This window comes from Enterobacter cloacae complex sp. S3, assembly GCF_014930495.1.
GTDB lineage: Bacteria > Pseudomonadota > Gammaproteobacteria > Enterobacterales > Enterobacteriaceae > Enterobacter > Enterobacter asburiae_B.
The window spans coordinates 82,341-103,755 of sequence record NZ_JADBRD010000010.1; the positions used below are offsets into that span (position 1 = coordinate 82,341).

A 21,415-nucleotide genomic window follows, 5' to 3' on the forward strand; every position below is an offset into this window, starting at 1 on the left:
CCTTTTTGATTACTTATCCCAGCTCAGGATCACTTTTCCTGACTGGCCGGAACGCATCGCGTCGAAGCCCTGCTGGAACTCATCGATGGAGAAACGGTGAGTAATAATCGGGGACAGATCCAGACCGGACTGGATCAGCGCCGCCATCTTGTACCAGGTCTCGAACATCTCGCGGCCATAGATGCCCTTGATGAACAGTCCCTTGAAGATGACTTTGTTCCAGTCGATAGACATATCTGACGGCGGAATACCCAGCATCGCGATACGGCCACCGTGGTTCATGGTGTCGAGCATGGTGCGGAACGCCGGTGGCGCACCGGACATCTCCAGACCCACGTCAAAGCCTTCGGTCATGCCCAGCTCTTCCATCACGTCGGTCAGGCTCTCTTTCGAAACATCCACCGCGCGGGTGACGCCCATTTTGCGCGCCAGCGACAGACGGTATTCGTTCACGTCGGTGATCACAACGTTGCGCGCGCCCACGTGCTTCGCTACGGCTGCCGCCATAATGCCGATTGGGCCCGCACCGGAGACCAGCACGTCTTCACCGACCAGGTCGAAGGAGAGCGCCGTATGCACCGCGTTGCCGAACGGGTCGAAGATGGAGGCCAGGTCGTCAGAGATATTGTCCGGGATTTTGAACGCGTTAAACGCCGGGATCACCAGGTATTCCGCGAAGCAGCCCGGGCGGTTTACGCCCACGCCAATGGTATTACGGCACAGGTGCGTACGTCCGCCGCGGCAGTTACGGCAGTGGCCGCAGGTAATATGGCCTTCACCGGAGACGCGATCGCCAATTTGGAAGCCTTTCACTTCCTGGCCGATACCCACCACTTCACCGACATATTCGTGACCGACAACCATCGGTACCGGAATGGTTTTCTGCGACCACTGGTCCCAGTTGTAGATGTGAACGTCAGTACCGCAGATGGCGGTTTTACGAATTTTGATCAGCAGATCGTTATGACCGACTTCCGGCTCCGGCACGTCGGTCATCCAAATCCCTTCTTCCGCTTTCAGTTTGGATAACGCTTTCATCACACGTCCTCAGGCAATTACGCCCAGCTGTTTGCCGATGCGGGTAAAGGCTTCCACCGCACGTTCAATTTGTTCAGGCGTATGCGCCGCAGACATCTGGGTGCGGATACGCGCCTGACCTTTTGGCACCACCGGGAAGAAGAACCCGGTGACGTAAATCCCTTCTTTCTGCAGTTCGCGGGCAAATTGCTGCGCGACGACCGCATCGCCCAGCATCACCGGAATGATCGCGTGGTCAGCACCGGCCAGGGTAAACCCTGCGGCGCTCATTTTTTCACGGAACAGACGGGCGTTGGACCACAGGCGGTCGCGCAGCTCAGCGCCGGACTCCACCATCTCCAGCACCTTGATGGAGGCGGCAACAATGGCCGGCGCCAGGGAGTTGGAGAACAGGTACGGGCGAGAGCGCTGGCGCAGCCACTCGACCACCTCTTTACGCGCGGCGGTATAGCCGCCGGACGCGCCGCCGAGCGCTTTGCCCAGCGTACCGGTGATGATATCCACGCGGCCCATCACGTCACAGTATTCGTGGGAACCGCGGCCGTTTTCGCCGACAAAACCGACCGCGTGAGAGTCATCAACCATCACCAGCGCGTCGTATTTATCCGCCAGGTCGCACACGCCCTTCAGGTTGGCGATCACGCCGTCCATGGAGAACACGCCGTCGGTGGCGATCAGCACGTGGCGAGCCCCCGCTTCACGAGCCTCTTTCAGGCGCGCTTCCAGCTCGACCATGTCGTTGTTGGCGTAGCGGAAACGCTTCGCTTTGCACAGGCGTACGCCGTCAATGATGGAGGCGTGGTTCAGGGCGTCGGAGATAATCGCATCTTCTGCGCCAAGCAGGGTCTCAAACAGACCGCCGTTGGCGTCGAAGCAGGAGGAGTACAGAATCGCGTCTTCCATTCCGAGGAAGCTCGCCAGCTTTTGCTCAAGCTGCTTGTGGCTGTCCTGCGTACCGCAGATAAAGCGTACGGAGGCCATGCCGAAACCGTGGGTGTCCATGCCGTTTTTTGCAGCGGCAATCAGCTCAGGGTGATTCGCAAGACCTAAGTAGTTGTTCGCACAAAAGTTGATCACATGGCTGCCGTCGGCAACGGTGATGTCCGCCTGCTGGGCAGACGTGATAATACGCTCTTCCTTGAACAACCCTTCCGCACGTGCGGTGTCGAGGTCGCTGTTTAACTGTTTGTAAAAATCACCACGCATTGCAATTCTCCAGACTCGGCAAATTTCGGGACATATTACCCAAACCTATAGTTCATGACGAGATGACACGTCATCTCTTGTCGTTTTTGCAGCATAAATCACGCGTACCCCTGCGCTGTGAAGGTGAATGGCTGAAGGGCAGCCATACTAATGATATGATAGAGACATTAGCGTCCGGGATTGTCCCCGGGCTCCACACTTCAAAGGTTACAGTTATGATCATCGTTACCGGCGGCGCGGGCTTTATCGGCAGCAATATTGTTAAGGCTCTCAATGACAAAGGCATCACCGACATCCTGGTGGTTGACAACCTGAAAGACGGCACCAAGTTCGTCAACCTGGTGGATCTGAACATCGCTGACTACATGGATAAAGAAGACTTCCTTATCCAGATTATGGCAGGCGAAGAGTTCGGCGAGATCGAAGCCATCTTCCACGAAGGTGCGTGTTCTTCCACCACCGAGTGGGACGGCAAGTACATGATGGACAATAACTATCAGTACTCCAAAGAGATCCTGCACTACTGCCTGGAGCGTGAAATTCCGTTCCTGTATGCCTCCTCCGCGGCAACCTACGGCGGCCGCACCTCTGACTTTATCGAATCCCGCGAGTATGAACAGCCGCTGAACGTCTACGGTTACTCCAAATTCCTGTTCGACGAGTACGTGCGTCAGGTGCTGCCTGAAGCGAACTCGCAGATCGTCGGCTTCCGTTACTTCAACGTCTACGGACCGCGCGAAGGCCACAAAGGCAGCATGGCGAGCGTGGCGTTCCACCTGAACACCCAGCTGAATAACGGCGAAAGCCCGAAACTGTTCGAGGGCAGTGACGGCTTTAAGCGCGACTTCGTTTACGTAGGCGACGTAGCCGCAGTGAACCTGTGGTTCTGGGAAAACGGCGTATCCGGCATCTTCAACCTGGGTACAGGCCGCGCGGAGTCCTTCCAGGCGGTGGCTGACGCAACGCTGGCGTATCACAAAAAAGGCAGCATCGAGTACATTCCGTTCCCTGACAAGCTGAAAGGCCGTTATCAGGCGTTCACCCAGGCTGACCTGACCAACCTGCGCGCCGCAGGCTACGACAAGCCGTTCAAGACCGTTGCCGAAGGCGTAACGGAATATATGGCCTGGCTGAACCGCGACGCATAAGTATGAAGATTCTGGTGATCGGCCCGTCATGGGTGGGCGACATGATGATGTCGCAAAGTCTCTATCGCACGCTCAAGGCGCGTTATCCCCAGGCGATAATCGACGTGATGGCACCCGCGTGGTGCCGTCCGCTGTTGTCGCGTATGCCGGAAGTGAACGAGGCGATCCCGATGCCGCTTGGCCACGGGGCGCTGGAAATTGGCGAACGCCGCAAGCTCGGCCATAGCCTGCGCGATAAGCGCTACGATCGGGCGTATGTCCTGCCAAACTCCTTTAAATCCGCCCTTGTGCCTTTCTTTGCAGGTATCCCACATCGCACCGGCTGGCGCGGTGAAATGCGCTACGGCCTGCTGAACGATGCGCGGGTGCTGGATAAAGAGGCCTGGCCGCTGATGGTGGAGCGCTATGTGGCGCTGGCCTACGACAAAGGCGTGATGCGCAGTGCGAAAGATCTGCCGCAGCCGCTGCTGTGGCCACAGCTTCAGGTTAACGACGGTGAAAAATCCCAGACCTGCAGCGCGTTTGGCCTTTCGTCTGAACGCCCGATGATTGGCTTCTGCCCCGGCGCCGAGTTCGGCCCGGCAAAACGCTGGCCGCACTATCACTATGCGGAGCTGGCGAAACAGCTGATTGACGAAGGCTACCAGATTGTTCTGTTCGGTTCGGCAAAGGACCACGAGGCAGGCAACGAAATTCTCGCGACGCTCAGTAATGAACAGCAGGCCTGGTGCCGCAACCTGGCGGGAGAAACGCAGCTTGAACAGGCTGTTATTCTGATTGCCGCCTGTGAGGCCGTGGTCAGCAACGATTCGGGCCTGATGCACGTCGCCGCCGCGCTAAACCGCCCGCTGGTGGCGCTGTATGGCCCAAGTAGCCCGGACTTCACGCCCCCGCTTTCTCATAAAGCGCGCGTCATCCGCCTGATCACCGGCTATCACAAAGTACGCAAGGGCGATGCCGCAGAAGGCTACCATCAGAGCCTGATCGACATTACGCCAGAGCGCGTTCTCGAAGAGCTTAACGAACTGCTGTTGAGCGAAGAAGGATAACGAATGCGGGTACTGATCGTTAAAACTTCTTCGATGGGCGATGTTCTGCATACGCTCCCGTCACTGACGGACGCCATGCGGGCCATTCCCGACATTCGTTTTGACTGGGTGGTGGAAGAAGGCTTCGCGCAGATCCCCACCTGGCATGAAGCGGTTGACCGCGTGATCCCGGTGGCGATCCGCCGCTGGCGCAAAGCGTGGTTCTCCGCGCCGATTAAAGCCGAACGCAAAGCCTTCCGTGAGGCGGTGCGGGCACAGCATTACGACGCCATCATCGACGCCCAGGGGCTGGTGAAAAGCGCCGCGCTGGTGACGCGTCTGGCACACGGCGTAAAGCACGGCATGGACTGGCATACCGCCCGCGAACCGCTGGCGAGCCTGTTCTATAACCGTCGGCACCACATCGTAAAGCAACAGCATGCCGTAGAACGTACCCGCGAGCTGTTTGCAAAAAGTCTGGGCTATGCGAAACCGGAAACCCAGGGCGACTACGCCATTGCGCAGCACTTTTTGCGCAATACAGATCCCTGTGCGCAGCCTTATCTTGTCTTCCTGCATGCCACAACGCGCGACGATAAACACTGGCCGGAAACGCACTGGCGAAGCCTGATTGAACTAATGCAACCTACCGGCATCCATATTAAACTGCCCTGGGGCGCTGAACATGAGCGGCAGCGTGCAGAGCGTCTGGCAGCAGGTTTTTCACACGTCGAGGTATTGCCGAAACTCACGCTGGCGCAGGTTGCCGCGCAGCTGGCGGGAGCGAATGCTGTTGTTTCCGTTGATACAGGTTTAAGCCATTTAACCGCGGCGCTGGATCGTCCGAATATTACGATTTTTGGTCCGACCGATCCCGGATTGATCGGGGGTTACGGTAAAAACCAGCATCAGATGGTCAGCCCGACCCAGCAAACGAAGGATATCAGCGCAGATGCTATTTTTTCATTTTTACAGGGCAGCCGTTGGCTTTCCAACAGGGATATCTAACGCATGAGTTACGTATTTCTGCTGATTTTACTCTTTCCGGTGAAGCTTATCCGGAAGCTGTTCCGCAAAGAGACAGGTAAAAACCTGGTCATTCAGACAGCAAAAATCGGCGATTTTGTTAATGCAACGCCCCTTCTGGCATACCTGCAAAAAAGCGACGTGCTCATCAGTCGTAGCGTGGGTGCGCTGGCGAAGCATGATGAGACGATCGATGAGATTTTTTTTATCGAGCAGCATAAGCGTAACCTGTGGCGAAAGCTGGTCTTTGCCTGCCGGATCATGAACCGCTATGACAATGTCTATCTCCTGCAACCCAATAGCGTGAACCTCTTTTTCGCCTCCGTGTGTAACGCTAAAAACAAACAGTTTTTAAGCACTTACACGCGCAGATGGTATCACGGTATTTTCTATGCAACGGCAGACGGTACTGTTGAACACGGTAAGAAGACTCTTTCAGTCACGAACTATCTCAAACTGGCCGATCGCACCTTAACCTGGCAAGACTCGCCAAAGCACGCCACAAAGCCACTTTTCAAACCTGCGACCTATCCGGCAATCCTCGATAAACCCGGCGTGATCCGCATTGGCATCAGCGTAGCCGCGGGAAATAAAGCGAAAACCGTTCCGCCGGTCATCTGGAAGCAAATTTCCGATCGTCTCGCCGACCTGCCCTGCGAATTTTATGTGTTTGGCGCCCCGAATGAACAATCGTGGATGGACGACATCACCCGCGCTTACGGTGAACTGCCCAACTTTATTAATCTGATTGGCAAAATCTCGCTTGAAGAGCTGCCGTGGGCCATTTCTAAAATGGATTGCTATATCGCGTCTGACTCGGGGAATGTCTACATTGCCGATGCAGTCGGCGTGCCGGTAATCTTACTGTTCGGGCCTTGTTGCCACTATGAACAGCGTCCGCTGGGCAACGTATTGCTGATTGGTAATGATGACAACATTTGCTCATATGTTTTTGAAACACGATATTACTTCTCACAGAGCCGGGAAGAACTCTTCGCTGTAACAGACGAAGCGCTACGTGAACTCAAACACTTCATTTGCGAGTTACCCACAATTAATACAGACGCATACTCCTTTGATGCTCAGGGAAACTAATTATTATGGCTTTTCTAAGCATCATTATTGCCGCGCATAACGCCAAAGATACGCTTCACACCACGCTAGAAAGCCTGCAAAACGCGATTGAGGGTGCGTGGGATGATGTAGAGATCATTATCTTTAACGACAGTTCAAACGACTCAACGCAGGATATTATTGAAGCGTGGCTGCCAATGCTTCCGAATGCGCAATCCCGATACGTCGAGTACCGTAACGTAGGCCATGTTCGAAACAGTGCCCTCTCGCTGGCCACAGGTGAATACATTACCATGCTGGATAGCGATGACCGGATGAAACCGGGCAGCATCAGGGACGCGGTGGCGTTTCTCAAATCAGAGCGCCCTGATATGCTCCTGACGCGCCTGCTGGAAATTCGCGACACCAAAAAAATGACAGCCGACTGGCAGGGGTTCTCTCCTGTTGCTTTGTCACAACATGAGGCAATAAAGCGGTTCCTGCAGCACAAAGATTTTCAGGCACATCTCATCGGGCAATTCATTCATCGGGAATTGTATGTGAATAACCCGATTCCTTCGATGGTCTGCTATGAAGATTTTGCCGTGTTTCCCGGCATGCTGATGCAATCGAGTAAAATAGTCTATCAGCGTCAGGGACATTATTATTACATCAAACGTAACGACAGTTTGTCGAGCCGTCTCGACGCCAGTAAAATCGCTACGCTGGTTGATTGCACATTACAAATGGAAGAAACATTCCCTCGTTCTTTTAAGCATCTTGTTAATTGTCACTGGTTTGATATCTACAGAAACCACCGGCAGCATCTGACTGACCTGCAACTCAAACTGGTTAAACAGCGGGTCAATGCACTTTATTCTCTCTCTTTCTTCTTTACCAGAGATGTACGTTTCAGCTACAAAAAAAGGGTCATTGAGGCATTATGGAAAAAGTAAAACTGCGGCTTTATCAGCTGACGCTGATTTTGAGCCTTATTTCGCTTGCGCTGGCGCTGCTGAGTTCAGGTAAGCAGCGAGAGTTTTTCTATATTGCGATTTATGCCAGCATTATCGGCTTAGCGTGCGAATATAAAAAAATCACAATGCGTCCTTTTTCTATCGCATTGCCGATTTTATTGATTGGCCTGCTTAATCTTGGCTGGTATCTGGTGTATGAATATCATAGCGAAGGTCTGAACGTTTATAGCGATTATCTCGGTGCAAGTAAAAAATTAATTCTGGCAAGTATTCTCATTTTTTACCTTGACCGGTTTAAGTCTTATATTGATAGAGCATCCTTCCAGAAATATTTTTTATACGCCTCTGGTGCAGGGTTTATACTCGCCACTGGCTATGGCTTATGGCAGGCTTCACAGGGTATGGGGCGTATCGAGATGGCCATAAACCGTGCGACCGTGTCGGCCTATGTTTATTCTGTATTGTCACTGGCGTTTGTATACAGCCTTTATCTACAGAAAAATATCAAACTGTATGTAGCCGCAGGACTCATCATCTTAATATCTTATTTCGTCATTCTTCTAACGGGCACCCGTGCCGCAATGGGGTTATATCTACTCCTGGCGATTGTACTCACGCTTTATCACTTCAGAAGAATACACCTTAAATCTACGCTGATTTTCTTATGTATTGTGGCGGGTATTGTTATCGTTAGCTACAAACCATTAATCCTACCCAAGCTACAACAAACACAAGCTGAAGTTGAAAGTTATCAAAAAGGTAATGATGCAACCTCGCTCGGCGCACGTTTTTCTATGTGGAGTGTTGGCATTCAAAACGGGCTGGCCCATCCTTTAGGGCAGTCAGTTGAAGACCGCGAAATATGGACACAGCAATATGTGAAAAATGGGCACCCACACCTCGCGGCTGCACTCGAGTTTATCAGGGTGCATCTGCACAATGAGTTTATTGAGAAATATTCTCTGCAGGGGATCCCAGGGCTGGCGATATTAGTGTTTTTCTATATATCGATGATCGTTTACGCCCTTAAAAACAGAAATGGCCTGCTGCTGACGACCATGCTTCTTTTATTACTCTATGGCCTGACTGACGTCATACTGTTGAGTTCTGAGGCTTTAATCTTCTTTGTCACCGTGTTTGCGCTGAGTACCCCTTTTTCGCAAACCAGGCAACGCTAATGATAATGCCCGCCTGGCGGGCATTATTTTTTCTTGTATTGATAAAACTCCGCCAGCGTCATCCCTACCGTCTTATCGGATAACCAGCTAAAAAGCGTTTCTAAATCCTGATACAACCCTTCAATCGCCGCCTCATCTTTAAACGTTGGGCTTCCGCCAGGCATAAATTCCGACGAATGAAGCATAAACTCCACGTACTCACTTCCCTGCGACAGGCATTGCTGTGCGACCTGAATCATTTGCGCCGCATTCCCACCGGACGGTCTTAGCCAGTTCACAGAGGGAGAGCGGTATTTACCGCGAAGCCTGTCGTAACCCTGTTTGATCGTGTTCAACCACGCCGGGTGTTTATACTGAATGCTCATCGGCACTTCGAGTAATGGGCTATGGCCTGCCCGGGAAATATTGTCTAAATCCATGAAATAGGCGTGGTCGGGGAAATGCTGATAATCCGTTCCGCCATTACCCTGTGGGGCGCCTTTCGCATTGCGCCAGTTCACGCGTGGCGTCACGGAGCAATCCACCTGGTAGCCCAGTTCAACGAGCAATTTTGCGTAGCGACTGTCAAATGCCCAACGTCCGGCACGGTGGCTTAACATTTTGGTCTGGAAGGTCTCTTCCAGCAGGCGTGTCATGAACAGCACTTTTTCGCGCATCACCTCATCCGAAAATTCAACCAGATAAGGCTGCCATCGCCAGTCATCGCCCGTGAGATCGTGCTCCGGCGGGCTATTCCATGCGTGAAGGTGCATTCCCACCTCCCCCTGACCGCGGGCGATTGCGTCCCTGGCGAATTCGATGAAAACGGGTTCGATCGCCATCTCGTAATTGGTCAGCCACACGGGCTTAAAGCCGAAACGCTCACAAAGCGCCTGGAAACGCGCCAGATAACGCGCATTTTCCGTTTTAATGACGCGGTGATTTTGCCAGAGATTATCGCCCTCAGTATCAATTGTGATGATAAACGCTGGTTTGTTCATAATGAGTCCGCAAGACAGGAAAGTTAGCGCTATGTTACGCACTCTCCAAAGCATGAGTAAACCCTTCCAGGGAAATTACTGAGATTATGGAGAAAGAGTGCAAGTCGCTATCAGGTCTATTAGAATTGCCATCAGTACAACGCCGATAAGATGATGATGAATAACTTACCTGACACACCTGATTTGCGCATTTTACTTATCAAACTCCGCCATCATGGCGACATGTTGCTGACCACTCCCGTCATTGATTCGCTACGTCAAAAATGGCCGCAGGCGCAGATTGATGTCCTGCTGTATGAAGAAACGCGCGATATGCTCGCCGCGCATCCGGCGATCGGTACAATTTATGGAATCGATCGTAAATGGAAACAGCTTGGCACGCTCAAGCATCTTCAAAAAGAGTGGCAGTTGCTGCGTGCGTTAAGAAATCAGCATTATCATCTGGTGATTAACTTGGCCGATCAATGGCGTAGCGCGATCGTCACCCGTTTCACCGGTGCACCCGTTCGCCTCGGATTCGCGTTTAACAAACGCAACAGTGCATTCTGGCGTTTTTGTCACACCGATCTGGTCTCTGTCGACGGCCACAAATCCCTGCATACGGTCGAACAGAATCTTTCCATTCTGGCGCCATTACCGGTCGCGCCGCAGCCTGCCGTCACCATGGCTTACACCGCAGAAGACTGGCATCATGCCCGCCAAAAGCTGACGCAGACGGCCGTGGGCGACAGCTATATCGTGATCCAGCCGACGTCCCGCTGGTTCTTTAAATGCTGGAGCGAAGACAAAATGGCGCAAACCATTACTGCACTGCAGCAGGATGGTCATACGGTTGTGCTCACCGCGGGGCCGGATAAAAAAGAGCTGGCGATGATCGATCGCATTCTCGCCGCCTCGCCGAAGACGGGAGTCGTCTCGCTGGCGGGCCAGCTAACGTTGCGCCAGCTGGCCTCACTCATCGATCATGCGCGTCTTTTTATCGGCGTTGACTCCGTTCCAATGCATATGGCCGCCGCGCTGCAAACACCCTGCGTGGCGCTGTTTGGTCCTTCTAAACTCACGTTTTGGTCTCCATGGCAAGTCAACGGTGAAGTCATCTGGGCCGGCGATTACGGCCCTTTACCCGATCCGGATGCCATTGATACCAAAACGAAAGAACGCTATCTCGACGCCATTCCCGTTGATGCTGTCGTCTCCGCCGCAAGGAGATATCTGTCATGAAACACCATCGTCTGGCCATTGTTCGACAAAAGTATCGCCCTGATGGCGGAGCGGAACGCTTCGTTTCGCGCGCTCTCACCGCGCTGAGCAATCAGAACCTTGAGCTCAACGTCATCACGCGTGAGTGGCAGGGAGAGAAGCAAGACGACTGGCATATCCATATTTGCAACCCTCAAAAATGGGGCCGCATCAGTCGAGAGCGCGGATTTGCACAGGCCGCGCGCGCGCTGTGGCAGCAACAGCAGTTTGATATTGTTCAAAGCCATGAGCGCATCCCGGGTTGTGATATCTATCGCGCGGGTGATGGGGTGCATCGTCGCTGGCTGCTTCAGCGCGCGCGCATTTTACCTGCCTGGCGTGCGCAAATGCTGATGTATGACCGCTATCACCGCTACGTGATGCGTGCGGAACGGGAAATGTATCAGGCGCCTGAGTTGAAAGCCGTAATCTGTAATGCGGAGATGATCAAACGCGAAATCGTTGAAGACTTTGATATTGACGCAAATAAAATTCATGTGATTTATAATTCTATTGATTCCAGCCGCTTCGTTCCGGCCCAGGAGGCACAGCGTGCGATGCTGCGCCAGCAATTTGGTTTGCCAGCCGATGCCGTTGTGTTCTGTTTTGTTGGCTCAGGGTTTGAACGAAAAGGATTAGCCAGCGCCATACGCGCTATCGCTGGAACATCAGCCTGGCTGATTGTGGTTGGGCAAGATAAAGCAGAGCGTCGTTATCGCGACCTCGCCCGTTCGTTAGGCTGCGAGGGGCAAATCCGTTTCCTGGGGGTGCAAAAAGAAACTCTGCCTTTTTATCAGCTATCCGATGGTTTACTGTTGCCAACGCTGTATGATCCCTTTCCTAACGTCATTCTTGAAGCGATGGCCTGCGGCTTGCCCGTCATTACTTCAGAGAGTTGCGGTGGTGCAGAGTTTATTCAACAAGGCCAGAACGGATTTTATTGTGACGCACTTGATATCAGTACATTGAAGGAAGCGGTAGCCGCCATTCCTTCACTGGAAAAAAATAACAATATGGGACGAGCGGCACGTGAACGTGTAAAAGACGCCACTCCCGAAAAACTATCAAGTCAGCTTATTACGCTTTATCAAAAATTACTGGATTAAAAATGCGCATCCTAATGATTATTGATGGTTTACCCGGTGGAGGAGCTGAAAAAACGGTTCTTACACTCTCCCGTGGATTAATAGAAATGGGACATCAGGTCTCTCTATTCTCTCTGCGGAAAGTGTGCGACTACGCCATCCCGGAAGGCATCGATTATCGGGTTGTTCAGGACACATGTAAAAAACCGTGGCGAAAGCTGACGGAAATCCCACGCCGCGCCCAACTGCTGGATCAGGCGATTGAGCGAGCTGAGCGCAGCGGCAAATTTGATGTGGTGTTCTCTCACCTGCACAAAACCGACCGCATTGTGTCGCACTGCCGCGCGCTGGAACGTGATAAAGTCTGGTTCTGCGTGCACGGCATGTTCTCGTTTTCCTATCTTCGCCATCGCAGCGGACTTTCGCGCTGGTTTAAACATCTTAAAATCCGTCATACCTACGAAAACCGCAACGTTGTCGCCGTCTCAGGCGCCGTGTTGACAGATCTTTCCGAAACGCTGGCGCTCAATCTTCGACGCAAAGCGGTTATCCATAATCCTTTCGATATTCCTGAAATTCAGCGTCTGGCGGATGCGCCCTTCGAGATGCAGGGAAAGGATTACATTATTCATGTTGGCCGCTTCCATGAGCACAAACGCCACGACCGACTCTTACGTGCGTTCGCCCTGAGTAAAATTGACACCACGCTGGTCATGATGGGTAATGGATCTGACGTTCAAATTCAAAAACTCAAGCAGCTTGCTGCCGAGCTGGGTATTGAAAACAAAACGGTTTTCCGCCCGTTCGAGTCCAATCCCTATCCCTGGATTAAAGGGGCACGCCTTTTAGTGTTAAGTTCTGACTGCGAAGGTTTTGGTAATGTGCTGGTCGAAGCCATTATCTGCCAGACGCCACCGGTCAGTACAAATTGCCCCGGAGGCCCTGCCGAAATCCTCACCGGCGCTTTAGCGCGCGGGCTGGCAGAGTTAAATGACGAGTCACTGGCAAAAACGCTGGCGGATATTTATACCGCCCCGCCGGTCGTTGGCGATACAACCATCGCGTCGTTCGGTATCAATGCCATTTGCCAGCAATATGTTGCTCTGGTCGACAATCAAAAATAATCAGGTTTCTTATGCAAAATTCAGCCCCATTGTTAAGCGTGGTGGTTGCCGTTTATAACGGTGAAGCTTTCCTGGATCAGTTCTTTACCTGCCTTGTCAATCAACGCATCGACAGCATGGAAGTCATCATTGTCAATGACGGCTCTACTGACCGCTCGATGGAGATCGTCGAAAACTGGCGAGAAAAACTGCCGCAGCTGCAGGTCATAGAACAGCAAAACCAGGGCGTATCCATCGCGCGTAACACCGGTCTGGCCGTTGCGACGGGTCAATATCTCTCTTTCCCGGATATTGATGATGTCTTTAAACCCGGCATGTACCAGCGCCTGCTGGATATGGCCGTCACGCAGGATCTGGATGTCGCCACCTGTAACGGGAACTACGTCTGGGAGAATAACAAGAAACCCTCGCGCCCGATCTTCCCTGAAGACAAACTGGCTTCGACTGGGGTCATGGCTGGCCCTGCGTGGTTAAAAATGGCGCTGGACTCTCGTAAATTCCTTCACGTCACCTGGCTGAACATCTATCGCCACGACTTTATCCGTAAACACAATTTCCATTTCGAACCCGGCCTGCGCCATCAGGATATTCCGTGGACCACCGAAGTGCTGCTCGCGGCAGAGCGGGTTCAGTACACCAGTGAACGTTATTACGACTACTACATTCACTCTGCATCGGTGTCCCATATGCCGGACAATGACGACACGCTGATTCGTTCCGCGCGTCACTACATGAAAATCCTGCAGATGCTCGATGCCATCAATCAGCGCTACCCGGATAAAGTTAAAGGGATCCCTGCATGCCACTGGCAAATTGCCAAAGAGGGGCTGGGCATTATTCACACCTTCGACAACATGAAGGATGAGAAGAAGAAATCAATGATTATTAAAGAGTTCTTCGAAACAGGCATCTGGAAACTCATCTGGAAAAGTGCAAAAAGTCCGCGTCTGCGCTGGCGGCTGGGTCGACGTTATTTCCGTTTGAAACGGTATCTGGCATAAGAGATAGCTTTACCTGGCCTAAATGCTTAGAATTTGCCCGCCGAAACTAAAAAAACGGATAATCGCTTGGAATTGTTGTATACCGCTCTGCTCTACATCATTCAGCCACTGGTGTGGCTGAGACTGTTGCTTCGTAGCCGGAAAGCGCCTGCGTATCGTAAACGCTGGGCTGAACGCTATGGCTTCTGCCGCAATAAAGTCGTACCGGACGGTATTTTGCTGCATTCCGTTTCTGTCGGTGAAACGCTGGCGGCGATCCCGCTGGTTCGCGCCCTGCGTCACCGCTACCCTTCGCTGCCAATCACCGTCACGACGATGACGCCAACCGGCTCGGAGCGCGCGTTATCCGCTTTCGGTAAAGACGTGCAGCACGTCTATCTGCCTTACGATCTGCCCTGCGCCATGAATCGTTTCCTGAATACCGTTCGCCCGAAGCTGGTGATCGTGATGGAAACCGAACTGTGGCCGAATATGATTTCCGCCCTGCATGCCCGTAAAATCCCGCTGGTCATTGCCAACGCCCGCCTTTCAGAGCGCTCGGCGAAAGGTTACGGCAAGCTGGGTAAGTTTATGCGCCGCCTGCTGAGCAAAATTACGCTGATTGCCGCGCAGAACGAAGAGGATGCGGCACGCTTTATCGCGCTGGGCCTGAAACGCAACCAGCTTGCGGTAACGGGCAGCCTGAAATTTGATATTTCCGTTACCCCTGAACTCGCCGCCCGTGCGATCACGCTGCGTCGCCAGTGGGCCCCGCGTCGTCAGGTCTGGATTGCCACCAGTACTCATGATGGCGAAGAAGAGATCATTCTGCAGGCTCACCGCAAGCTGCTGGAAAAATTCCCTGATTTACTGCTGATCCTCGTGCCGCGACATCCGGAGCGTTTTAAAGATGCCCGTGAAATGGTGCAGAAAGGCGGCTTCAGCTTCACGCTGCGCAGCAGCGGTGAAATCCCTTCCGGCAGCACCCAGGTGGTGATTGGCGATACGATGGGCGAGCTGATGCTGCTGTACGGAATCGCTGACCTCGCGTTTGTCGGTGGCAGCCTGGTCGAGCGCGGCGGTCATAACCCGCTGGAGCCGGCAGCCCACGCCATTCCGGTGCTGATGGGGCCGCACACGTTTAACTTCAAAGATATCTGCGCGAAACTACAGCAGGCCGATGGTTTAATTACCGTGACCGATGCGGATTCGGTGGTTAAAGAGGTATCGACCCTTCTGACTGACGAAGATTATCGCCTGTGGTACGGGCGCCATGCCGTCGAAGTGCTGCACCAGAACCAGGGCGCACTGACCCGACTGCTGCAGCTTCTGCAACCTTATCTGCCCCAGCGGAGCCACTGATGTCAACGCGCCTGTCGGTCGTCATGATCGCCAAAAACGCCGCCGACCTGCTTCCGGATTGCCTGGCGTCGGTTGCCTGGGCTGACGAGATAGTCATTCTTGACTCCGGAAGTACGGACAACACGGTGGGCGTTGCCCGGGCAGCGGGCGCAAAAGTCTTTGTCGACGCTGACTGGCAGGGCTATGGCATCCAGCGCCAGCGCGCGCAGGGCTATGCCACAGGTGATTATGTCCTGATGCTCGACACCGACGAACGCATCACGCCTGAGCTTCAGCAGGCCATTCAGGCGGTGATTTCCTCGCCCCAGCCTGGCGCCGTATACAGCATTGCCCGCCGCAACTACTTCCTTGGCCGTTTTATGCGCCACAGCGGCTGGTATCCTGACCGCGTGATGCGCCTCTACGAGCGCGAGCGGTATCAATACAACGACAATCTGGTGCATGAATCCCTGAGCTGCGATAGCGCCCAGGTCATTCCCCTGACGGGCGATTTGCTGCACCTGACCTGCCGTGATTTCGCGAGCTTCCAGCGTAAACAGCTCAACTATGCCACCGCATGGGCTCAGGAGCGTCACCAGCGCGGCAAGAAGGCCTCGCTGACGGGTATCTTCACCCACACGCTGGGCGCGTTCCTGAAAACGCTGCTGCTGCGTGGTGGCGTCCTGGACGGCAAGCAGGGCTGGTTACTCGCGGTTGTGAATGCCCAGTATACTTTCAACAAATACACCGAGCTGTGGGCGCTCTGCCGCGGCTACTCAGAGAAAACGTGAGCCATGAGCACAAAAGCGATTTATCCGGGTACCTTCGATCCGATCACCAACGGTCATCTTGATATCATCACCCGTGCGGCGTGCATGTTCGACAAGGTGATCCTGGCCATTGCCGCCAGCCCCAGCAAAAAGCCAATGTTTGATCTCAACGAGCGCGTACAGCTCGCCACCGATGCCATTTCGCATCTGCCGAATGTTGAGGTGGTCGGGTTTAGCGACCTGATGGCAAACTTCGCCCGCGCTCAGCAGGCCAATATTCTGATCCGTGGTTTACGCGCGGTGGCAGACTTCGAGTATGAGATGCAGCTGGCGCACATGAACCGCCACCTGATGCCGGAGCTGGAGAGCGTGTTCCTGATGCCCTCCAAAGAGTGGTCGTTTATCTCTTCCACACTGGTAAAAGAGGTGGCGCGTCATCACGGCGATGTCACCCATTTCCTGCCGACTAACGTCCACCAGGCATTGATGGAAAAGCTAAAGTAGCCTTATTTCTGGCACTGACGGCAGTAGAACGTGGCGCGCTGGGCGTGCTTCGTGGCAATCACTGGCGTGCCGCAGACTCTGCACGGTTCGCCTTTACGGCCATACACCTGCAGCTCCTGGGCAAAATAGCCCGGCTTGCCGTCACTTTGCAGGAAGTCCTTCAACGTTGTCCCGCCCTGCTCAATCGAGCGAAGTAATACGGCTTTAATCACCCGGACCAGCAGCTCGCACTCCTGCGCCGACAGCGAAGAGGCCAGCCGATCGGGATGGATCCCCGCCGCAAACAGCGATTCGCTGGCGTAGATATTCCCCACGCCGACCACCAGCTTGTTATCCATCAGCCAGGGCTTAATCGGGCTTTTCTTCTTCGCACACTTCGCCTTGAGGTATTCTGCGTTAAACGCGTCTGAGAGCGGCTCCGGGCCCAGATGCGCCAGCACGTTATGCCCTTCCAGCTCCTTCGTCCACAGCCACGCGCCAAAGCGCCGTGGGTCGGTGTAACGGAGCACTTTGCCGTTGCTCATCACCAGATCGACGTGGTCGTGCTTTTCCGCAGGCAGTTCTTCGGTAAGAATGCGCAGGCTCCCGGACATCCCCAGGTGGATAATAATCCAGCCGTCGGGCAGTTCCAGCAGCAGGTATTTCGCGCGACGCTGTACGCTAAGGACGGGTTTATCGCTCAGGGCATGGATCTCATCGGACACCGGCCAGCGCAGACGTCCATTGCGGACCACCGCGTGAAGAATCGTCGCGCCGACCAGATGGGGCTCAATGCCGCGACGGCTGGTTTCTACCTCAGGTAATTCAGGCATGGTTCCTCCGTTGAGATGCAGAATGCAAAAAACCCCGCAGTTGCGGGGTTTTTCGATACAAGGAGACTAAAATTATTTGATTTTAGCTTCTTTGTACAGTACGTGCTGGCGTACAACTGGATCGAATTTTTTCAGTTCCAGTTTTTCCGGCTTAGTACGTTTGTTCTTCGTGGTGGTGTAGAAGTGACCTGTACCAGCAGAAGAAACCAGCTTGATTTTCTCGCGAATACCTTTAGCCATGATTTATTTCCTCTTTAAGTACTTAGTACTTTTCGCCACGGGCACGCAGTTCGGACAGAACTGTATCGATGCCTTTCTTATCGATTACACGCATACCTTTAGCAGATACGCGCAGGGTGACAAAACGCTTCTCGCTCTCAACCCAGAAACGGTGAGAGTGCAGGTTCGGCAGGAAACGGCGTTTAGTCGCGTTCAGTGCGTGGGAACGGTTGTTACCGGTCACCGGACGCTTGCCAGTAACTTGGCAGACTCGGGACATGTCTATTCTCCAAAAATCAAATTAGCTCGAGCTTCGTATGGGGTATCGGCGCCTCGTCAGGCTTTACAGCCCGGTCATCGCATAGTTCTAAGTGAACTCTCGATTGCCAGGCCCAAATGCCAAACCCGAGATTCTCAAAGGTGGCGTAGTATACGCTGACTCGGCGGTGTGCTCAAGTCCCGAACAGACAAAGATCCCGATGGATCGCGAGAAATAGCCTAAATCCAGCCATGTTCTGCGAAAGAAATGTACTCACCGCGGCCAATTATTAGATGGTCCAGCACACGAATGTCCATGAATTGACAGCATTTGATAATGCGTTCGGTGATTTCTTTGTCCGCTCTGCTCGGTTCTGCACAGCCAGAGGGGTGATTATGCGCGAGGATCACGCCCGCTGCATTCACTTTTATCGCTTCCCGCACAATTTCACGCGGATGCACCTCAACGTGACTCAATGTGCCCGCAAAGAGACAGCTATGTTTCAGCACCCGATTTCTGTTATCGACAAAGATCACCATAAAGATCTCGCGTTCGATATCGGTTAACTGGCTTTGCAGGAATTCGCGCGTCATCGCGGGCGTCAGGATCGGATCTTCCTTCTCCATGCGGACATTGTAAAAACGGCGGGCAAGTTCAGCAATGCCCCTCAGCTGGGCATATTTCGCCACGCCAATTCCCTCAACGTGCTTAAACTGCGCCAGATCGGCGGTCAATAAACCGTACAGCGAACCGAAATGTGCTATCAGCTCTTTTGCCAGCGTAAATACCGTTTTTCCGGGCGTTCCGGTACGTAAAAAGAGCGCCAGCAGTTCATCGTCTTTTAACAGGGTGACGCCATAGCGCAGCAGTTTTTCGCGCGGCAGCAGCTCCTCATCCTCTTCTTCCATGCTCTTTCTCCCCTTTTTAACCTCATGCTGCCACAGGCCAATCCGTCGCTCGACAGCCACATTGCGTTCTTGCGTAGCGCCTCGCAAAGTGGACGAAGGACAAAATCACCCCGCTTTGGGGATTGTGATAAAATGCCCGCTCTCTGGTGAAACCCAACAGGAAAGAATCATGATGAGCGTGGCCGGTAAAAAAATCGTTCTTGGCGTGAGCGGCGGCATTGCTGCTTATAAAGCGCCGGAGCTGGTGCGTCGTCTGCGCGAGCGCGGAGCTGACGTGCGGGTCGCGATAACCGAAGGCGGTAAAGCCTTTATCACTCCCCTGAGCCTGCAGGCCGTTTCAGGATACCCGGTATCTGACAGCCTGCTCGATCCGGCCGCCGAAGCCGCGATGGGCCATATTGAGCTGGGAAAATGGGCAGACCTGGTTATCCTCGCTCCCGCCACGGCTGATTTAATCGCTCGGGTGGCAGCCGGTATGGCAAACGACCTGGTCTCCACCATTTGTCTGGCCACCCCTGCGCCTGTTGCCGTCGTTCCTGCCATGAACCAGCAGATGTACCGTAACGCGGCCACCCAGCACAATCTGGAGACGCTGGCCTCACGCGGCCTGCTTATCTGGGGTCCGGACAGCGGCAGCCAGGCCTGCGGCGACGTTGGCCCGGGCCGCATGCTTGACCCGCTGACGATTGTTGATATGGCCGCAGCCCATTTTTCGCCTGTCAACGATCTGCAACATCTCAACATCATGATTACCGCGGGCCCCACGCGCGAGCCGCTGGATCCGGTGCGCTACATCACCAACCACAGCTCCGGCAAAATGGGCTTTGCGATTGCCGCCGCCGCCGCAAGGCGTGGCGCGAACGTCACGCTGGTGAGCGGCCCGGTATCGCTGCCTACCCCTGCGTTTGTGAAGCGAATTGACGTCACCACCGCGCTGGAGATGGAAGCCGCCGTGCAGGCACATGCGCAAAGCCAGCAGATTTTTATCGGCTGTGCGGCCGTCGCAGACTATCGTGCCGAGACTATCGCCGAGGCTAAAATTAAAAAGCAAGGCGATGAATTAACACTAAAAATGGTGAAAAACCCGGACATTGTCGCCGGTGTCGCCGCACTAAAAAGCCATCGTCCATACGTTGTTGGGTTTGCCGCAGAAACGAATAATGTGGAAGAATATGCCCGGCAAAAACGTACCCGCAAAAACCTCGATTTGATTTGCGCGAACGACGTATCGCTGGCCACACAAGGATTTAACAGCGACAGCAACGCACTGCACCTTTTCTGGCAGGATGGAGATAAAGTCTTACCGCTTGAGCGCAAGGAACTCCTGGGCCAACAATTACTCGACGAGATCGTTACCCGTTATGATGAAAAAAATCGACGTTAAGATTCTGGACCCGCGTGTTGGCGAGCAATTCCCGCTGCCAACCTATGCCACCTCCGGCTCTGCCGGTCTTGACCTGCGCGCCTGTCTCGATGACGCCGTAGAACTGGCTCCGGGTGCCACTACCCTGGTTCCAACTGGCCTGGCGATTCACATTGCTGACCCGTCTCTGGCAGCAGTGATCCTGCCGCGTTCTGGTCTGGGCCATAAGCACGGCGTTGTGCTGGGTAACCTGGTCGGCCTGATCGACTCCGACTACCAGGGTCAGCTGATGGTCTCCGTCTGGAACCGCGGTCAGGACAGCTTCACCATTGAACCTGGCGAACGTATCGCCCAGATGGTCTTTGTACCGGTGGTACAGGCAGAATTTAACCTGGTGGCAGACTTTGACGCCACCGACCGTGGCGAAGGCGGCTTCGGCCATTCCGGGCGCAAATAACGGCCCGAAAGACACGTATCTCACAGCGTCATAATGCAATAACAAACCGCAAACGCCCGTTTGCGGTCGCTGTGTGGATGCCAGCCTGGCAAGTGCTTATTTTCAGGGGTATTTTGTAACATGGCAGAAAAACAAACCGCGAAAAGGAATCGTCGCGAAGAAATACTTCAATCTCTGGCTCTGATGCTTGAATCCAGCGATGGCAGTCAACGCATCACCACCGCTAAACTGGCCGCCTCTGTAGGCGTGTCTGAGGCGGCGCTGTACCGTCATTTCCCGAGCAAGACCCGGATGTTTGACAGCCTGATCGAGTTTATTGAAGACAGCCTGATCACGCGCATCAACCTGATTCTGAAAGACGAAAAAGACACGACCGCGCGTCTGCGTCTGATTGTGCTGTTAATCCTGGGCTTCGGTGAACGCAATCCGGGCTTAACCCGTATCCTCACCGGCCACGCGCTGATGTTTGAACAGGACAGACTGCAGGGCCGCATAAACCAGCTTTTCGAGCGTATTGAAGCGCAGCTGCGCCAGGTACTGCGCGAAAAGAAAATGCGTGAAGGCGAAGGTTATACCATCGATGAGACGCTGCTGGCGAGTCAGATCCTGGCGTTTTGTGAAGGGATGCTCTCCCGCTTTGTGCGCAGCGAGTTCAAATACCGTCCAACGGACGATTTTGACGCCCGCTGGCCGTTAGTGGCTGCTCAGTTGCAGTAATCC

23 protein-coding genes are annotated in these 21,415 nt (G+C 53.8%); 16 read left to right on the plus strand and 7 right to left on the minus strand.

Going from position 1 to position 21,415, the window contains the following annotated elements; all coding sequences use genetic code 11:
• Window positions 1-9 precede the first annotated feature (9 nt).
• Both tdh and kbl read right to left on the minus strand, forming a co-directional pair.
• Window positions 10-1,038, minus strand: a complete 1,029-nt coding sequence (gene tdh, locus IM317_RS05620; RefSeq protein ID WP_023309906.1) for an L-threonine 3-dehydrogenase — start codon at window positions 1,036-1,038, stop codon at window positions 10-12.
• Between the two features lie 9 nt (window positions 1,039-1,047).
• Entirely contained in the window at window positions 1,048-2,244 is a 1,197-nt protein-coding gene (gene kbl / locus IM317_RS05625; RefSeq protein ID WP_024906617.1) for a glycine C-acetyltransferase, read from the minus strand.
• A 215-nt stretch (window positions 2,245-2,459) separates the two neighbouring features.
• Between kbl and rfaD the strand changes: the two genes are divergently transcribed.
• Genes rfaD through IM317_RS05655 form a run of 6 tightly spaced genes read left to right on the plus strand, consistent with a single transcriptional unit; the run spans window position 2,460 to window position 8,654 of the window.
• The gene (rfaD, locus tag IM317_RS05630) at window positions 2,460-3,392 is read left to right on the plus strand and encodes an ADP-glyceromanno-heptose 6-epimerase (RefSeq protein WP_008502707.1); all 933 of its coding nucleotides are present in this window, start codon (window positions 2,460-2,462) and stop codon (window positions 3,390-3,392) included.
• Window positions 3,393-3,394: 2 nt separating this feature from the next.
• Window positions 3,395-4,441 (plus strand): ADP-heptose--LPS heptosyltransferase RfaF, encoded by a 1,047-nt coding sequence (gene rfaF / locus IM317_RS05635; RefSeq protein WP_033147034.1) that lies wholly within the window; start codon window positions 3,395-3,397, stop codon window positions 4,439-4,441.
• Between the two features lie 3 nt (window positions 4,442-4,444).
• Window positions 4,445-5,428, plus strand: a complete 984-nt coding sequence (gene rfaC, locus IM317_RS05640) for a lipopolysaccharide heptosyltransferase RfaC (RefSeq protein WP_033147035.1) — start codon at window positions 4,445-4,447, stop codon at window positions 5,426-5,428.
• Between the two features lie 3 nt (window positions 5,429-5,431).
• Complete coding sequence (locus IM317_RS05645; protein WP_033147036.1) at window positions 5,432-6,541, plus strand: glycosyltransferase family 9 protein; 1,110 nt, start codon at window positions 5,432-5,434, stop codon at window positions 6,539-6,541.
• 5 nt (window positions 6,542-6,546) lie between these two features.
• The gene (locus IM317_RS05650) at window positions 6,547-7,455 is read left to right on the plus strand and encodes a glycosyltransferase family 2 protein (RefSeq protein WP_033147037.1); all 909 of its coding nucleotides are present in this window, start codon (window positions 6,547-6,549) and stop codon (window positions 7,453-7,455) included.
• Window positions 7,443-8,654 (plus strand): O-antigen ligase, encoded by a 1,212-nt coding sequence (locus IM317_RS05655; RefSeq protein ID WP_033147038.1) that lies wholly within the window; start codon window positions 7,443-7,445, stop codon window positions 8,652-8,654. Before IM317_RS05650 ends, IM317_RS05655 begins: the two co-directional genes overlap by 13 nt.
• 23 nt (window positions 8,655-8,677) lie before the next feature.
• On the opposite strand, the gene IM317_RS05660 is transcribed toward IM317_RS05655, so the two are convergent.
• A complete protein-coding gene (locus IM317_RS05660) occupies window positions 8,678-9,634 on the minus strand; it encodes a polysaccharide deacetylase family protein (protein WP_033147039.1) in 957 nt (318 codons plus the stop codon).
• A gap of 150 nt (window positions 9,635-9,784) precedes the next feature.
• On the opposite strand from IM317_RS05660, the gene rfaQ reads away from it, so the two are divergent.
• From rfaQ to coaD, 7 genes are all read left to right on the plus strand, one after another.
• Entirely contained in the window at window positions 9,785-10,855 is a 1,071-nt protein-coding gene (gene rfaQ / locus IM317_RS05665) for a putative lipopolysaccharide heptosyltransferase III (protein WP_072196584.1), read from the plus strand.
• The gene (locus IM317_RS05670; RefSeq protein WP_033147040.1) at window positions 10,852-11,979 is read left to right on the plus strand and encodes a glycosyltransferase family 4 protein; all 1,128 of its coding nucleotides are present in this window, start codon (window positions 10,852-10,854) and stop codon (window positions 11,977-11,979) included. The genes rfaQ and IM317_RS05670 overlap by 4 nt, the downstream gene beginning before the upstream one ends.
• Window positions 11,980-11,981: 2 nt before the next feature.
• Window positions 11,982-13,082, plus strand: coding sequence for a glycosyltransferase (locus IM317_RS05675; RefSeq protein WP_033147041.1), 1,101 nt, complete (start codon window positions 11,982-11,984; stop codon window positions 13,080-13,082).
• Between the two features lie 11 nt (window positions 13,083-13,093).
• Window positions 13,094-14,083 carry a glycosyltransferase gene (locus IM317_RS05680; RefSeq protein ID WP_033147042.1) on the plus strand — a complete coding sequence of 330 codons (990 nt, stop codon included), beginning with the start codon at window positions 13,094-13,096 and terminating at the stop codon, window positions 14,081-14,083.
• Window positions 14,084-14,149: 66 nt separating this feature from the next.
• Window positions 14,150-15,424: a lipid IV(A) 3-deoxy-D-manno-octulosonic acid transferase gene (waaA, locus tag IM317_RS05685; RefSeq protein ID WP_032661923.1), complete on the plus strand. Its 1,275-nt coding sequence runs from the start codon at window positions 14,150-14,152 to the stop codon at window positions 15,422-15,424.
• On the plus strand, window positions 15,424-16,194 hold the full coding sequence (locus IM317_RS05690; RefSeq protein ID WP_033147043.1) for a glycosyltransferase family 2 protein: 771 nt from the start codon (window positions 15,424-15,426) through the stop codon (window positions 16,192-16,194). The genes waaA and IM317_RS05690 overlap by 1 nt, the downstream gene beginning before the upstream one ends.
• A 3-nt stretch (window positions 16,195-16,197) precedes the next feature.
• Window positions 16,198-16,677 (plus strand): pantetheine-phosphate adenylyltransferase, encoded by a 480-nt coding sequence (coaD, locus tag IM317_RS05695; RefSeq protein ID WP_023334018.1) that lies wholly within the window; start codon window positions 16,198-16,200, stop codon window positions 16,675-16,677.
• 2 nt (window positions 16,678-16,679) lie between these two features.
• Here coaD and mutM read toward each other — a convergent pair whose 3' ends face one another.
• The 4 genes from mutM to radC all read right to left on the minus strand — a co-directional run bounded on the left by mutM (window position 16,680) and on the right by radC (window position 18,875).
• Window positions 16,680-17,489, minus strand: a complete 810-nt coding sequence (gene mutM / locus IM317_RS05700; RefSeq protein WP_023309890.1) for a bifunctional DNA-formamidopyrimidine glycosylase/DNA-(apurinic or apyrimidinic site) lyase — start codon at window positions 17,487-17,489, stop codon at window positions 16,680-16,682.
• 72 nt (window positions 17,490-17,561) lie between these two features.
• Complete coding sequence (gene rpmG, locus IM317_RS05705; protein ID WP_003024094.1) at window positions 17,562-17,729, minus strand: 50S ribosomal protein L33; 168 nt, start codon at window positions 17,727-17,729, stop codon at window positions 17,562-17,564.
• Window positions 17,730-17,751: 22 nt separating this feature from the next.
• On the minus strand, window positions 17,752-17,988 hold the full coding sequence (gene rpmB, locus IM317_RS05710; protein ID WP_002436699.1) for a 50S ribosomal protein L28: 237 nt from the start codon (window positions 17,986-17,988) through the stop codon (window positions 17,752-17,754).
• A 218-nt stretch (window positions 17,989-18,206) separates the two neighbouring features.
• Window positions 18,207-18,875, minus strand: a complete 669-nt coding sequence (gene radC / locus IM317_RS05715) for a DNA repair protein RadC (protein ID WP_033147044.1) — start codon at window positions 18,873-18,875, stop codon at window positions 18,207-18,209.
• A 172-nt stretch (window positions 18,876-19,047) separates the two neighbouring features.
• Between radC and coaBC the strand changes: the two genes are divergently transcribed.
• The 3 genes from coaBC (at window position 19,048) to slmA (ending at window position 21,412) form a co-directional block, all read left to right on the plus strand.
• On the plus strand, window positions 19,048-20,259 hold the full coding sequence (gene coaBC / locus IM317_RS05720) for a bifunctional phosphopantothenoylcysteine decarboxylase/phosphopantothenate--cysteine ligase CoaBC (protein WP_120785288.1): 1,212 nt from the start codon (window positions 19,048-19,050) through the stop codon (window positions 20,257-20,259).
• Window positions 20,237-20,695, plus strand: a complete 459-nt coding sequence (gene dut / locus IM317_RS05725) for a dUTP diphosphatase (protein WP_008502691.1) — start codon at window positions 20,237-20,239, stop codon at window positions 20,693-20,695. The genes coaBC and dut overlap by 23 nt, the downstream gene beginning before the upstream one ends.
• 120 nt (window positions 20,696-20,815) lie before the next feature.
• The gene (gene slmA, locus IM317_RS05730) at window positions 20,816-21,412 is read left to right on the plus strand and encodes a nucleoid occlusion factor SlmA (RefSeq protein ID WP_010426428.1); all 597 of its coding nucleotides are present in this window, start codon (window positions 20,816-20,818) and stop codon (window positions 21,410-21,412) included.
• Window positions 21,413-21,415: the final 3 nt, after the last annotated feature.

Bases quoted from the DNA above. Each gene is read 5' to 3' on its own strand.
- tdh (WP_023309906.1), bottom strand. From the start codon at position 1,038: ATGAAAGCGTTATCCAAACTGAAAGCGGAAGAAGGGATTTGGATGACC.
- kbl (WP_024906617.1), bottom strand. From the start codon at position 2,244: ATGCGTGGTGATTTTTACAAACAGTTAAACAGCGACCTCGACACCGCA.
- rfaD (WP_008502707.1), top strand. From the start codon at position 2,460: ATGATCATCGTTACCGGCGGCGCGGGCTTTATCGGCAGCAATATTGTT.
- rfaF (WP_033147034.1), top strand. From the start codon at position 3,395: ATGAAGATTCTGGTGATCGGCCCGTCATGGGTGGGCGACATGATGATG.
- rfaC (WP_033147035.1), top strand. From the start codon at position 4,445: ATGCGGGTACTGATCGTTAAAACTTCTTCGATGGGCGATGTTCTGCAT.
- IM317_RS05645 (WP_033147036.1), top strand. From the start codon at position 5,432: ATGAGTTACGTATTTCTGCTGATTTTACTCTTTCCGGTGAAGCTTATC.
- IM317_RS05650 (WP_033147037.1), top strand. From the start codon at position 6,547: ATGGCTTTTCTAAGCATCATTATTGCCGCGCATAACGCCAAAGATACG.
- IM317_RS05655 (WP_033147038.1), top strand. From the start codon at position 7,443: ATGGAAAAAGTAAAACTGCGGCTTTATCAGCTGACGCTGATTTTGAGC.
- IM317_RS05660 (WP_033147039.1), bottom strand. From the start codon at position 9,634: ATGAACAAACCAGCGTTTATCATCACAATTGATACTGAGGGCGATAAT.
- rfaQ (WP_072196584.1), top strand. From the start codon at position 9,785: ATGATGATGAATAACTTACCTGACACACCTGATTTGCGCATTTTACTT.
- IM317_RS05670 (WP_033147040.1), top strand. From the start codon at position 10,852: ATGAAACACCATCGTCTGGCCATTGTTCGACAAAAGTATCGCCCTGAT.
- IM317_RS05675 (WP_033147041.1), top strand. From the start codon at position 11,982: ATGCGCATCCTAATGATTATTGATGGTTTACCCGGTGGAGGAGCTGAA.
- IM317_RS05680 (WP_033147042.1), top strand. From the start codon at position 13,094: ATGCAAAATTCAGCCCCATTGTTAAGCGTGGTGGTTGCCGTTTATAAC.
- IM317_RS05690 (WP_033147043.1), top strand. From the start codon at position 15,424: ATGTCAACGCGCCTGTCGGTCGTCATGATCGCCAAAAACGCCGCCGAC.
- coaD (WP_023334018.1), top strand. From the start codon at position 16,198: ATGAGCACAAAAGCGATTTATCCGGGTACCTTCGATCCGATCACCAAC.
- mutM (WP_023309890.1), bottom strand. From the start codon at position 17,489: ATGCCTGAATTACCTGAGGTAGAAACCAGCCGTCGCGGCATTGAGCCC.
- rpmG (WP_003024094.1), bottom strand. From the start codon at position 17,729: ATGGCTAAAGGTATTCGCGAGAAAATCAAGCTGGTTTCTTCTGCTGGT.
- rpmB (WP_002436699.1), bottom strand. From the start codon at position 17,988: ATGTCCCGAGTCTGCCAAGTTACTGGCAAGCGTCCGGTGACCGGTAAC.
- radC (WP_033147044.1), bottom strand. From the start codon at position 18,875: ATGGAAGAAGAGGATGAGGAGCTGCTGCCGCGCGAAAAACTGCTGCGC.
- coaBC (WP_120785288.1), top strand. From the start codon at position 19,048: ATGAGCGTGGCCGGTAAAAAAATCGTTCTTGGCGTGAGCGGCGGCATT.
- dut (WP_008502691.1), top strand. From the start codon at position 20,237: ATGATGAAAAAAATCGACGTTAAGATTCTGGACCCGCGTGTTGGCGAG.
- slmA (WP_010426428.1), top strand. From the start codon at position 20,816: ATGGCAGAAAAACAAACCGCGAAAAGGAATCGTCGCGAAGAAATACTT.